The sequence below is a fragment of the Paenibacillus liaoningensis genome (genome assembly GCF_059609455.1).
Genome location: NZ_JCAALU010000014.1, coordinates 116,739 through 129,759, shown reverse-complemented (window position 1 = coordinate 129,759; position 13,021 = coordinate 116,739). Strand labels below are relative to the sequence as shown.

The window sequence follows — 13,021 nt, the reverse complement described above, 5'->3', positions numbered from 1 at the left end:
TCTATTTACAGCTTCCAACTCTTTCATTATAGTAAGAATCATTCTCATTATCAAAGAGTTTTTAAGCTGGTGCCAGCATAAAGGCTACAGCGACAGCCTAACGATTCGGCGATAATAACCAACGGCAAGCACAGCGAACACGAAATAAATGACCGTATACATCGCCATGGCAGCAGCTGCGGGAAATGTAATATCTGACAACGTCAGCGCAGAGGCGGCTTTCACGGCGACAATGGAATGGACCAGCCCGATTGCCAGCGGAATCGCGAATACAAATAGTTGTTTACGGATAATGCCGCCCATAATCTCTCGTTCCCCAAATCCAAGCTGGCGCAAAATCGTATAGCTCTTCCTCTCCTGCTCAGCCTCTGTCATCTGTTTAAAGTATAAAATACTGCCTGTTGCCATCAGGAATATAAACCCTAGAAAACCTGCTATAAAAATAATAAGCCCAAATTTTTGAAGCGACGCTTTGTAGTAAGTGTCAAAGTCCGGCCTGTTCTCAGCTGCCTTAACATATTTGGCGTAAAAACCGGATGCGACTGCCCGCTCGCTCTTGTCTGAAATTTGGTATGTATCTATTCGAATGGTCGCCTGTTCAGAAGCAGCAGGCAGCTGCTCACGAATCGCATATAACGTTGCTTCCGGCACGACAAGTTGACCGCCCGTTACGTTGTAGTTCATCGCATTACGATCGATGCCTTTCATAACCTTAATGGTGAGGGGGATTCCGCTGGCTTCAAAATCCACCGTTTGTGGAAATAGAACGGTATCCGGCTCCTTGCTTAACGCTGGCCGCTGGCCTTTGTACCAAACGGCCTCGCCTTGCCTAGGCAGGACATTATCGGCGCCGCTCCCCTGCAGTTGTTCTGCTGCGAGCAGCAAGAGGCTGCGTTCTCCTTCCCGGCTATTGCTAAAAGTGCCTGTCAGTCGAACAGCCTCAACCGATTGATGCTTAAACGTTAGCTTTGCCTGCTCCAGCTCCGTACGAAATGAGCGTGCAGCCTGACTACTATTTTCAAAAATAAAATCGTAAGGCAGCATCCCACGCGACTCGCTCTCGGCTGAATAATACAGCGAATAAGCGATTGCCACCATGGTTAGAGTCATCGCTGACAAAACCGTTATGAGCGTGAGCGAGCTCGCATTCGCATTCATTCGATGCATGACTGGAGCGAGGGACAAGCTGTTTTTCAGTCCAAGCTGTCCGTTCCTGCTCCTTCGAACCGAGTAAAGCAGCCAGCCAATCGTGACACGAAATAGCAGGTAGGTTCCGAGTATAGTCGAGGCAAGAATAATCAGCATTCGCAAAAACAGCCCTTGCCCAAGCGGTTGGCTAGCTAGCATATAGCCCGCCGCGATCAGCACTATGCTAAGCAGTCCCATCATAGCGGAGAAAGCTGCTTTGGGCTGTTTGGGATGCGCTCCCTGCCGGCCCGCCTTGAACAGCTCGAGAAGCGTAGTACAGTAAACTTTAAACACCATTTGTATCCATGTAAGCCCGATGAGCATGGCAAACACAATAGCCGTTTGAATAGCCACTGAGCTTGAGAAAGAGACGGTGATAACACTTTCGATCCCGATCAGTTTCAGCAGAATAAGTAAAAAAAGCCGCGACGCGATTGCACCAGCTCCAATTCCAAGGAGGAGCGCTCCTATTCCAAGAAGCATATTCTCGGCAATGAGCAGCAGCAGCACCCCTCTGCGCGTCAGGCCTATCAGCTGATACAATCCGATTTCCCGGCTGCGGCGCCCTAGAAAAATACTGTTCGCCTGCAGCATGAATATGACCACTATGGCCAGCAGCAGCAGCCCTGACACTTTAAACAACGATGCGAATTGAATATCTCCGAATATCGCGGTCATGATGGACGTATCATGCTGCAAGGTAGCGAATACAAAATATAGGGCTGTACTTGATATAAGCGCAAAAAAATAAAGATAATAATGCTTCATGTTTTTACGCATGCTGCGGATAACCAGTTCAAACAGTGTCAACGTGGTCACCTCCGAGCACAGCCTGCACATTCATTATGTCTTTGAAAAAAGCTTGCCGCGTTTTGCTGCCCCGGTACACTTCAGAATAAAGCATGCCGTCCTTCAAAAACACGACCCGGCTGCAATAGCTTGAAGCTACCGGATCATGCGTAACCATCATAATGGTAAGGCTGCGCGACCGATTAAGCGTCTCCAGCTTTCCAAGCAGCGACGATGCTGCCTTCGAATCCAGCGCACCTGTCGGCTCATCTGCAAATACAATAGCAGGCTCGTGGATCAATGCGCGTGCGGCAGACGTCCGCTGCCGCTGGCCGCCGGAAATTTCATGCGGATATTTATGGGCAATTTCCAAAATGCCCAGCTCCGCAGCAATCGTCTGAAATGCTGCCTCAGCCGCTTTTTTATTCAGCTTGCCTAGCGATACGGGCAGCAAAATGTTCTCTTTTACACTTAACGTGTCTAGCAAATTATAATCTTGAAAAATAAAACCAAGCTTATTGCGCCGAAAAATAGACAGCTCCGCATTTTTTATATTCGAGATGTCCGCATCTTCAACGAATATTTTGCCTTCCGTCACTTTATCAATGGTCGACAACACATTAATCAACGTGGACTTCCCTGAGCCGGAAGGCCCCATAATGCCGACAAACTCCCCTTCTACGACACGTAGATCGATCCCCTTAAGCACCTGCTGAACATTTCCTCTGACACCAAATGATTTACGGACCTGCTGCGCATGCAGCACGGTTTTTGGCAATTTGTTATGATTCATCTACATAGCCTCCTGCTCTGATCTAACATTCATTGTAGAGAAAAAGACCACACTCGTCGCTCGCATCAGATGACAAGCAGGAGGTTCTATGTGACACTATTGTCATATGAAACGGGCTTGATTTTACTATCTGCTATAACTGTCCTTTTTCCGCCCTTCATGTCCGAATAGCTTCGAACGCATTGCTTACAGGGAAGGTCATTTCCAGCGTTGTTCCTGCCTGCGGCCCAGATTGGACGGTCAGGCCAAGCCCGATTTTGTCCGCAACCGTCCGTGCTAAATAAAGCCCCAGTCCGGTTGCCGCATTTTGCAGCCTTCCGTTTCCTCCCGTAAACCCTTTATCAAAAATACGCGGCAGGTCATGAGCGGCAATACCTGGTCCCTCATCTTTAATCGTGATTCTCACATGCCCTTCAGGCGCAACGGTCGTCGACAGAAGTATCGTACCGCCCTGAGGGCTGTATTTGACCGCATTCGTCAGTAATTGCCTCATAATAAAACGGCACCATTTGCGGTCCGTCCTGACGATTGCCTCTTCCCCCTCAAACATGACGGCTATATTTTTCTCTACACACCAAGAGGCCAGCTCCCGGACTTCCAGAGCGGCAAGCTGCTGAATCCCAGCCTGTTCCACCACATAATCCGCCTCAAGCGCAGGCAGCCGTGAAATGTACAACTGCTGGTCAATGAGCAGATGAATGCGCAGCCATTCGGATTCGATTTTTCGCAGCGCCTGGCTGCTCCTATCGGCATCTATCGTTAACTTCATAGCGGTCAGCGGCGCTTTCACTTCGTGCACCCAAGCCGCCGTATAAACCTGCTCCACCGTGCGGGCCGCATAGCTATCTGCAAGCTTGTCCGAATACCAGTGACCTGCCGCTCGCAGAAGTTGATTTGTTGCTTCTTCATCATAAAAATAAGCAGGCGGCAGCGTTTCGATCCAGTCCTCCTCTATTTCTTCAGCCGTGCTTGCCAGTGCGCGCGCGTAGGCTGTTTCTTTTCGAAAGCGCCATCCTAAAAAAGCCAGCATTGCCAGCATGAGCAGGGCGTTCATATACAGCATCGAGACCGCTTGAATCGCAATGCCGTTGTCCAGCCAGATTAACAAATCCACGAACAGCAAAGAAAGCAGGTAGAACGCAATCCAGCTTTTTCTATCATATAAATAGCGGAGCAGCAACGCATTTCCCCCTCATAATGTGGCAGCCATGTAGCCTAGCCCTTTCTTGGTGACAATAGCTTCTTCCAATTGGAAAACCGCCAGCTTTTGGCGCAGCCGGGTTATATTCGCTGTCAGCGTATTGTCGTTGACGAATTGTTCATCGTCCCACAGCTTGCGAATGAGATCGTGGCGGGATATGATCGTATCCTTCGCCTGGACGAGCACAACGAGGATAAAAAATTCATTTTTCGTTAAAAGCACATCCTGTCCGTTTTTACGAATAAGGCCGCGCTTCATATCTATAATAGAGCCATTCCATTCGATCAAATCAGCCGCTGCTTCTCCATAAGCATAGGTTCTACGAAAAATCGCCTGAATTTGGGCCATCAGCACATCCATATGAAACGGCTTTTGAATATAATCATCTGCCCCCATATTCATCGCCATGACCATATCCAAAGGATGATCACGCGAGGATAAAAAGAGAATCGGCACTTTCGACACCGCCCGAATTTCCCGGCACCAGTGAAAGCCATCATACATGGGGAGCTGAATATCGATAATAACGAGTTGAGGCTGCTCTTTAATAAAAGTGTTCATCACATCATCAAACCGCTCTGGACTAGTGACTTGAAACGACCATTGCTCCAGCCTCTCCTTCAGCGAACGAAATATGGCCTCATCATCTTCAATCAGCAGTATTTTCAAATCCACTAGAGCCAAATCCCTTCTTCCAAGTGTTGCGCAGCCTCGATGAACCTCGCCAACTAAAGGGCTGCTTTCTACATCATACCATTCCAGGTTTGCACACAAAAAGGGGCGGCAAATCATTGCCCCCCAATCATACCTTATTTTAGCAGTGTTACGCCGGAAGCAGCATCGTGAACAACAGCGCCGCCAGCTCCTGCTTGTTTAACGCCCGCCGCGAGCCGTAATCAATCGCCCCGCCAGCTTCGATTACCTCCGGCCCATGCAGCTGCCATTTCACTATGGAGCTAACGGCGTCAATCGCCCATTTCGATGTGCCGGGCGCAAGCGGAGCAGTGGAATCCTGCGTCCTAATCCCCGTCATCGTCAGCAGGCGATAAACGATCGCCGCCGCTTCCTCGCGAAGAATAGGCCGGTCCGGCTCAAACAAGCCGGCCCCGGCCCCGGTCCCGCTCCCATTCAGCAGCCCCGCCTCAACGGCGGCTTGGATCGCTTTGCGATACGGGGAATGCTCGACGTCCTTAAATGAGGCCGGGTTCGTGGATTCAGGAATGCTCCATATCGCATTAAAAGCTTGGATGAAGGCGCCGCGGGTGACCGCCTGCTCCGGTTGAAACGGCTTAGACAAATCATCTGTCAAAAGGCCAAGCGATTTCAATCCCAAAATGTAGCTGGCATAGGGATGAACAATTGTTACGTCAGGGAAGCCTTCCTGGTGCTCGGGTATTTTTGCTGCGTAGCTGAAAAGGTTAGCATATTTCAGATAGCTGATTTTCCCATCCGCATCCTCCTTGAATGCAAGGGGATTGCCCTGCTCATCCACAAACAGCAAATCATCGACCTGCTTCAATAGTTGACGGCTGGAAATATCGCTTACGGTGAGAGTGCCGTCGCCCGTCACTTCGACCTTCGTTAGCAGCTTGATGCGCAAATCCGAATACAAGCCTTCAAACTTGGCTAGCTCCTTCGCAGGCAACGGCTTAAAGTCTGCAGCAGGTCGATATATCGATGGTTGATCGGCGTAATAGTGGTCCATAAATGCGGCAAACAAATCATTTCGCAAATCCTGATTCGAATTATAGGAAACGAAAACACCGGTTTTGCGATCTGGCAGCAGCCAGAGAAGCGAGCTGAAGCCAAGTATATCGCCCCCCTTGGAGATGACGGCTTCCCCGTTCGTATGGGACGGAGCGACAGGCGCTTCAAAGCCGTATGTCATATCCGGAAAGTCCGGATCGATGGCGATATGATAGGTCGACATAACCTTCACCGATTCGGGCGACAAAATAATCTTGCCGTCTTCCGCCCGGCCCTCGTTCAAGAAGGCTTTCATAAACAGCGCCATATCGGCGGCTGTCGATAACATGCTGCCCTCCGGCCACTCGCTCGGCGAAAAACCGTACACCGGAATAACGCCTCCCTCCGCATCATAAGAGGTGACAAGCCGTTCAGCTAGATCTTTAGTGAGGCTAAAATGGCTTGAGGTCATGCCTAGCGGCTCGAACAGATGCTTTTGCATATAGCTGCCGAAGGGCTCTCCACTTACCTGCTGGACGATGTAGCCTTGCAGCCTTGAAGCAAAATTATCGTACATATAGGAGGTTCCCGGCTGGCGAACGACTGGCGGAAATACAGCAAAGATGCTTTCCTTAAGGGAAATCGGCTTTTGGGCGGGATCCAGCAAATAACTGGCATCTGTAGGCTCACGCACTTCAAAGCCCGTCGTATGCGTCAATAAATTTTCGATCGTAACCGGTGTACTATAGGGGTTGTTTACTTTGTAACCATCCAAATATTTTTCAAAATTATCTTGCAGCGATATTTTCCCTTGATCGACGAGCTGCATAACGGCAGCCGCCGTGAACACCTTGGAGACCGAGGCGATTCGGAAGGTGGAACTATTCGCATTTACCGGTGACTTCTTCGTCAGATCGTTTACACCGTAGCCTTTGGATACGAGCACTTTTCCGTCTTGTACGACGGATATTACAGCGGCCCCGGCTTTTTGCTGTATGGCATCCTGCTCAAAAAAAGCATCGAAAAAGGCCTCCACCTCCTTCGCATCGCGCGGACCGCTCGTCAAAGGGGTGGGGGACGCGCTGCTGACTGAGGCATTCTGATTAATGGAGGCAGACGAATGGGATTGTTGGCGCTGCGCATATCCGCTTGCTTCCCCTGTAAAAGTCAGCGTCAGAAGTGCCGCCAAAATACAAGATGTGATGCGGGTTCGTTTCTTATGATGGATCAATTAAAATCCTCTCCTTGCTTACCCTAATTTTGGAGCTGGCTAGCTCGATCAAATCATTACTGCCGCTCCAACACCTTCATTTTAGGGTTTACAGCCAACACCGTCGTTCGATTTAGATGATAAACAGGAGAGGAATGGTTACATTTTTGTCATGTACGCCTACTTTGAAGATTGAGCAGCGGCAGGGTTACAGGCTGTCAACAAAATTCAAATAAGCTAGCGCGTTTGATTCTAATTTGCTTGCAGACGTTTCCGCCGCTGCATCAGGTTCATTTTCACCCGGCTCCGCTTCTGTACCATAAAAAGCAAAATAGGAGCGATAATCAGCACTGCAATACAGGAAGGAAATTTCAAAAGGAGCCAATACTTGTGCAAGTGTGTAGCGATATTTTCCCTCTTCCCGATAATTCTCTTCTGTTGCTCCAGCGGATACCGCTAACGCCACTTTGCGATTTTTTAATTTGTCCCCACCTTTAGAACCGAAGGCCCATCCATAAGCTAAAACCTCATCCAACCATTTTTTAAGAAGAGGCGGACAATTAAACCAATAAATAGGGAACTGAAACACCAGATTGCCATGCGCTTCAACCAACTGCTGTTCTTTCTCCACGTCGATGTTTCCATCAGGGTAAACCTTATGCAATTCATGTATCGTATATTTTTCTGGATATTTCGCAAGCTCTTCTATCCATCGCTTATTGATGACCGATGCTTCTATGCTGGGATGTGTGACAATAACGAGTGTTTTCAATGAAAGCTCCTCCTAAAGTGTGATTGGCCTCTTGAGTATAAAGCGCACGCTGCAATTATGTAAGTACGCACTTTAAGTACAGCTACTTACCTCAAGGTTAGTGTCAATCAGTCATCACACATAGGCAGTTGGCTAGGAGCCGCTTATATTGCCGCATGTGCTTTCCGCAGCTCATCCTGCAATTTGGCAATAGGTACTTGAGCTGGCTCAACCTCAGTCAGTACCGCTAAAGCTGCCGCTGTTCCGGCTGCCTGTCCGGTTGCCATACAGCTAGGGGTCAGGCGAGTTGTCGCGAGTGCCTCGTGTGAAGTCGAGATGCATCTCCCCGCCGCGAGCAAGTTGGGCACATTATGCGAGAGCAGGCAGCGAAACGGAATGTCATACGCGCCATCACCTGAGATGAAAGCAGCTGTTACCCCTTTTCCGGATGGGTTATGGATATCGATGGGGTAGCCACTGCGTGCTATAACATCGCTGTGCTTCCGTCCCTCTAACACATCTTCCTTCGTCAGTGAATAATGGCCGACAATTCGCCGCGATTCCCGTATGCCAATTTGCGGAGCAACTGCCGAGATGGAAGCCCGCTCAAAACCGGGCACATCACGCTGCAGAAACTCCGCCATCATCAACACCTGCCGGCGCCCCTCCTGTTCAGCAAGTGTCAAATCCTCAGCACTGGTCGCATCCAGTCCTTGCACTCGTGTACAGTTAATCAATACCTCATCCTCAGCTGGCCCCGTAAAAAACAGTACCTGATCACGGTTAATTGGCAAATTCGCCTTCTTCCAATGGGAATAGAATCCGCTCACACCAGTCAGCGGCAGACCCGGCAGCTCTGCAAAAGGCGTTTTTTTATAAAAGTCCTCCGGGTGGTCCATCATATATTGCCTTACTTTATCCAAATTAACACCGCGCATCCTGAACTTCATCGTCATCGGCTGTGCCTGATGATCCTGGGCACGCCCATGCAGCGTTTCTGCCCCGGATAGGTAAGCGACGTCCGCATCACCGCTCGTATCAACAAATACTTTGGCACAGACTTCCGTTCTGCCAGATTTATTAGTTACATGTACAGCCTCAATAACGCCTTCCCTCACCACAGCCTCGTCCACAATGCTGTGAAGCAGCAATTTGACGCCAGCCTCGCGCAGCATATCTGCCGCAACCACCTGATATATTTCCGGATGATAAGGCGTCAGCGTATGAACGAAGCCCACCGTATCCCTGAGATGGCCCGGCGAGCCTCCGCGCTCCTGCAGCCGATCTACAATTTCCTGTGCGATGCCTTTGATGACCTGCTCGCCGCTATTGGTATGGAACGTCATCCATGGATATACCATTGCCGCCGTAGACATGCCGCCAACAAAGCCATAACGTTCGATCAGCACGGTTCTCACACCTTGCCTGCCTGCGGCAATGGACGCTGCTATTCCTGCTGGTCCCCCGCCAACAACGACAACATCTGCATCTATTCTATTATTCATTTCATCCTTCCTTTCGATGCTGCCCCTTATTCCTTCAAGCCAGTCATAGCCACCCCTTCAATAAAACGCCGCTGTGCCAGAAAAAAAACGATTAACAGCGGTACCGTTGCCATTACGGTCGCACTCATCAGATAATGCCAGGATGTGCCGACCTCATCCGTAAATAGCGACAGACCTAGCGGAAGGGTCATTAAATCACGCGAATTAATGAAGATAAGCGGGTCAAAAAACTCATTCCACACCGTTACGAATGTGAAAATCGTCAACGTCGCCAGTCCAGGCTTGGCAATCGGCAGCATAATTTGTGCATAAATCCGAAATCGGCTACAGCCGTCTATCATCGCTGCCTCTTCCAGCTCCGTCGGCACCGTAATGAAAAACTGCCGCATCACAAAAATTCCGAACACTCCACCCGCCCCAAAGATCGGCAGCAGGATAAGCGGCAAATGCGTATCAATCCAATTAAGCTCACGCATGAACAGAAACATCGGAATCGCCGTTACCTCATGAGGAATCATCATCGCGCTGAGCAAAATCAGAAACAGGATATTTCGGCCCTTGAACGGTATTTTTGCAAACGCATAGCCGGCCAATGAGGCAAAAAAAACGGTGCCTAGCACAACTACAAACGCAATATATACACTGTTGAAATAAAAGCGGTGGAACGGAATCAGCTGGAAGACATCGACATAGTTTTGCAGCCGGAACGCAGGCGGGATCAGCTTCGGCGGATAGGTGAAGATGTCCTGCGGCTCCTTGAAGGAGGTAGACAGCATCCACAAAAATGGTACGAGCATAATAAGCGAGATGAAGCTTAAAAGGCTATAAACGCCAAACAGCGTCAGTGGCTTGCTAATGCCTGCATTAGGTGTCGCTTTCATTGAACACCCACCTTTTTCTGAGCTGCCATTGCAGCAGAGTCAACACAAGCACCACGAAGAACAGAACGAACGCCAGTGCTGATGCATATCCCATCTGAAACAATTTGAATGCTTTTTCCCAAATATAATACACCAGCACCTTCGTACTGCTGCTAGGCCCGCCTTGCGTCATGACATAAATTTGGCCAAATACCTTCAGAGAACCGATAATGGTCATAACGACGGTCAGAAATACAGTAGGCGTTATCATTGGCAGCGTTACATTAAAAAAGCTTTTGCCCTTGCCTGCGCCATCCAGCATCGCGGCTTCATACAAGGAGCGTGGCACCTGCTGAATGGCAGCAATAAAGAGCACCATGTTCAAGCCTACATTTTTCAAAACACTGGTTACAATAACCGATGGCATGGCCAGCTTCTCATCGTACAGCCACGCCGGCCCTCTAATATCGAGCAGCAGCAAAACCTGATTGATAAGCCCCGAATCCGTTGCGAACATATATTTCCAGACAATCGACCATACGATAAGAGAAGTCATGACGGGTACAAATATCGCTGTTCGGAACAGCCCAATCCCCTTGAAGCTTTTGGATAAAAGCAGCGCCAGCAGCAGGGCCAGCACAATATTAAACGGAACAAGGCCCACTGTAAAATACAGGGTATTACCGAACACTTTCCAAAATAAATGATCTATTGCAATATTCCGATAATTATGAAGCCCGATAAAGTGGTGTTCACCAAGCAGCGGCCAGTCCATCAAGCTCATATAGAAGGCCTGCGTCATCGGAAACAGCAGCAGCAAAGTAAAACCGAGTACCATTGGCGAAACAAACAGCCAGCCTGCAATTTGCGCCTCCCGGACAAGCGGCCCTCTTCTTCGTTTTTTGCCCATTTCCTTCATGAAGATAACACCGCCTTCTAGCTCAATCTATCCATTGCATTGCGGAACTCGCTGACCGTTCTCCGCAGCTGATCCTCCGTCTTCCCGACTACGATTGCACCCAGCATAATCGCACTAACCCCAGCATTGCGCAGCACGGCTACATCGCCAGGTACAAGCCGCCGCTGTGATGGAATAACAACCGGAAGCCCCGAATGCTCTACTAAATAGCGATATTTCATCACATCTGCAAAGCTGAGCGGCGTCCCATATTCGCTTCCCGGCACAATTGAAGCTTCCAGAGCGGTAAAGCCGAACTGCCCTGCGCTCTGCACAAGTGTGAGATCATAATGTTCATTGATTGCAAACGTTCGGTCAAGGCCTAGCTCCTCCAGCAGGAGCGAAGGAAGATGATGGGCATATATTGAATAGAAATCAAAGCCCAGCGGAGCCAGTCTTTCCATGTCTGGTCTGGTCACGCCTTCAAGGCTCCCAGCTGGCACAACACCGAATGGTCCGTCAAACTTTTCCCGTATGCTGTGGAATACCGCCTCGTATTCGTCAAGTGAACCAAAGTGCGTGCCGCTAGCACGATGGCCCACATTGACATGCACCTTCAGTGCGTTAGCGCCCTCATCGAGCGCAGCTTGAGCCAGCGCCACATCATTGGCGGGCAGGCTGATGAATAAAGATAGCTTATGCTTGTTGAACTGCTCCTTTAATTTTCCCAAATCCATCCACTCCCTTAAATTTTTTTGTAGAGCTAGGCGGCCCGTCAGACGGACTGTCCCCCTTATACGGCTGCTTATTTCAAAATAGCGTCAACTTCCGTTTGCATTTTTGCCAAGTTTTCCTGCGTGCTGCCCGATCTGCCGAACAGGCGGTCGAAGCCCTGAAGAACGGCGTTGTCGATGTCCTGCCAGCGAATATGCCCCGGAAGCATGCGGGCCTTCGGCATTTCGTCGATAACCGCCTGAGTAATATGCTCTGCTGGCGGGTTGTTCGGCTGATTCAGGAACGCATCCGAATGAAGCACTGAGGTGCGCGGCGGGACAAAATAAGTCGCTGTCGCCTCTATACCGGCCTGGCTAGCGAAATATTTCAGAAGCTTCTTCGCTTCCTCAGGATGCTTACTGTCCTTGAACAGCGTGTAGCCCGCCTGTCCAAGCATCGGCACACTGCCCTGCGAGCCGGACGGCATCGGCGCTATGCTCCACTCGAAGCTCGTAATCTCTCTTGCTTTCGATACATAGCTGTAGTTGTCGAAGAACATCCCGACGTTGCCCGCATCAAAGCTGACCTGCTCGCCAGCCTTCGGATGAGACTGGTCGGTGAACATCATGCGGCTCAGCATATCGAACGTTTCCAAGCCGTACTGGTCATTCCAGGTGAAAGCAGTTAAATCTGCGTTGAACGGTCCGCTGCCATTGGACCAGGAATAGGAGGATAAAATCGCCCATGTTTTCCAGTCGCGGAAAAAGTTCGCGCCATAGATGCGGCTTTTCGCATCGCTGTTTGAGATCGCCTTAGCGGATTGCTCGAATTGTTCCCATGTCCATTTGCCTTCTGAGGCAAGTATGTTCGGGTCTGTCCATTTTGCTTGATCAAACAGCGTCTTGTTATAGAACATAACGACAGGCGGCGTCGAGAAAGGCAAGCCCAGCAGCTGCTCGCCGTCGCGGAATAGGTCAAGGGTGCTAGGAATGTAATCGCCCAGCTTAAAGTCCGCGTCATTTTTAAATTCGGATACATCCGCCAATATGCCATTTTCCTTAAACTGGGGGATCATCCGCTCGGATACCCATGCGATGTCCGGCAGCGTCCTTCCGGCTGCCAGCACTGAAATTTTCTGCTGATACTCGGCGAACGGCACGGATTCCATCACCACCTGAATACCCGGGTTCTCCTGTTTGAAGCCAGCAATGAGCTTGTTGTACACATCCATATGCCCCTGATTGCCCCACATTAAAAACGTTAATTCGATGTCCTCCTTCTGCTCCGTACCCTTGTTTACAACGTTGCCAGAGTTCGTACTGCTGCAGCCGACAGCTATTACAATCGGTAAAATGGATAGAAGAGCCCGACTCGCTTTTTTCATAAAATCCCCCTTAGCAGCCATTAGTTTGTATTCCCTACTTAA

At 49.7% G+C, this 13,021-nt stretch carries 11 protein-coding genes; all 11 read right to left on the bottom strand.

Features of this window, described 5'->3' with window-relative positions:
• Positions 1-84 precede the first annotated feature (84 nt).
• On the bottom strand, positions 85-1,998 hold the full coding sequence (locus AC6B99_RS22005; protein WP_496664259.1) for an FtsX-like permease family protein: 1,914 nt from the start codon (positions 1,996-1,998) through the stop codon (positions 85-87).
• Complete coding sequence (locus AC6B99_RS22000) at positions 1,985-2,770, bottom strand: ABC transporter ATP-binding protein (RefSeq protein WP_496664258.1); 786 nt, start codon at positions 2,768-2,770, stop codon at positions 1,985-1,987. The genes AC6B99_RS22005 and AC6B99_RS22000 overlap by 14 nt, the downstream gene beginning before the upstream one ends.
• Positions 2,771-2,927: 157 nt before the next feature.
• Positions 2,928-3,950, bottom strand: a complete 1,023-nt coding sequence (locus AC6B99_RS21995; RefSeq protein WP_496664257.1) for a sensor histidine kinase — start codon at positions 3,948-3,950, stop codon at positions 2,928-2,930.
• A gap of 12 nt (positions 3,951-3,962) precedes the next feature.
• On the bottom strand, positions 3,963-4,640 hold the full coding sequence (locus tag AC6B99_RS21990; protein WP_056032683.1) for a response regulator transcription factor: 678 nt from the start codon (positions 4,638-4,640) through the stop codon (positions 3,963-3,965).
• A 154-nt stretch (positions 4,641-4,794) separates the two neighbouring features.
• The gene (locus AC6B99_RS21985) at positions 4,795-6,888 is read right to left on the bottom strand and encodes a serine hydrolase domain-containing protein (protein ID WP_496664256.1); all 2,094 of its coding nucleotides are present in this window, start codon (positions 6,886-6,888) and stop codon (positions 4,795-4,797) included.
• Between the two features lie 187 nt (positions 6,889-7,075).
• Positions 7,076-7,639 (bottom strand): NAD(P)H-dependent oxidoreductase, encoded by a 564-nt coding sequence (locus AC6B99_RS21980; RefSeq protein WP_494880230.1) that lies wholly within the window; start codon positions 7,637-7,639, stop codon positions 7,076-7,078.
• Positions 7,640-7,782: 143 nt separating this feature from the next.
• Entirely contained in the window at positions 7,783-9,123 is a 1,341-nt protein-coding gene (locus AC6B99_RS21975; RefSeq protein ID WP_496664255.1) for an FAD-dependent oxidoreductase, read from the bottom strand.
• 26 nt (positions 9,124-9,149) lie between these two features.
• Entirely contained in the window at positions 9,150-10,004 is an 855-nt protein-coding gene (locus AC6B99_RS21970) for a carbohydrate ABC transporter permease (protein WP_496664254.1), read from the bottom strand.
• Positions 9,988-10,902, bottom strand: a complete 915-nt coding sequence (locus AC6B99_RS21965; RefSeq protein ID WP_494858520.1) for an ABC transporter permease subunit — start codon at positions 10,900-10,902, stop codon at positions 9,988-9,990. The genes AC6B99_RS21970 and AC6B99_RS21965 overlap by 17 nt, the downstream gene beginning before the upstream one ends.
• 17 nt (positions 10,903-10,919) lie before the next feature.
• Positions 10,920-11,618 carry a hypothetical protein gene (locus AC6B99_RS21960; protein WP_496664253.1) on the bottom strand — a complete coding sequence of 233 codons (699 nt, stop codon included), beginning with the start codon at positions 11,616-11,618 and terminating at the stop codon, positions 10,920-10,922.
• Between the two features lie 68 nt (positions 11,619-11,686).
• Positions 11,687-12,979, bottom strand: a complete 1,293-nt coding sequence (locus tag AC6B99_RS21955; protein ID WP_496664252.1) for an ABC transporter substrate-binding protein — start codon at positions 12,977-12,979, stop codon at positions 11,687-11,689.
• Positions 12,980-13,021: the final 42 nt, after the last annotated feature.

What these genes read in the sequence shown, in the direction of transcription:
- AC6B99_RS21970 (WP_496664254.1), bottom strand. Translation starts at nt 10,004, where the DNA reads ATGAAAGCGACACCTAATGCAGGCATTAGCAAGCCACTGACGCTGTTT.
- AC6B99_RS21960 (WP_496664253.1), bottom strand. Translation starts at nt 11,618, where the DNA reads ATGGATTTGGGAAAATTAAAGGAGCAGTTCAACAAGCATAAGCTATCT.
- AC6B99_RS21975 (WP_496664255.1), bottom strand. Translation starts at nt 9,123, where the DNA reads ATGAATAATAGAATAGATGCAGATGTTGTCGTTGTTGGCGGGGGACCA.
- AC6B99_RS21955 (WP_496664252.1), bottom strand. Translation starts at nt 12,979, where the DNA reads ATGAAAAAAGCGAGTCGGGCTCTTCTATCCATTTTACCGATTGTAATA.
- AC6B99_RS21965 (WP_494858520.1), bottom strand. Translation starts at nt 10,902, where the DNA reads ATGAAGGAAATGGGCAAAAAACGAAGAAGAGGGCCGCTTGTCCGGGAG.
- AC6B99_RS22000 (WP_496664258.1), bottom strand. Translation starts at nt 2,770, where the DNA reads ATGAATCATAACAAATTGCCAAAAACCGTGCTGCATGCGCAGCAGGTC.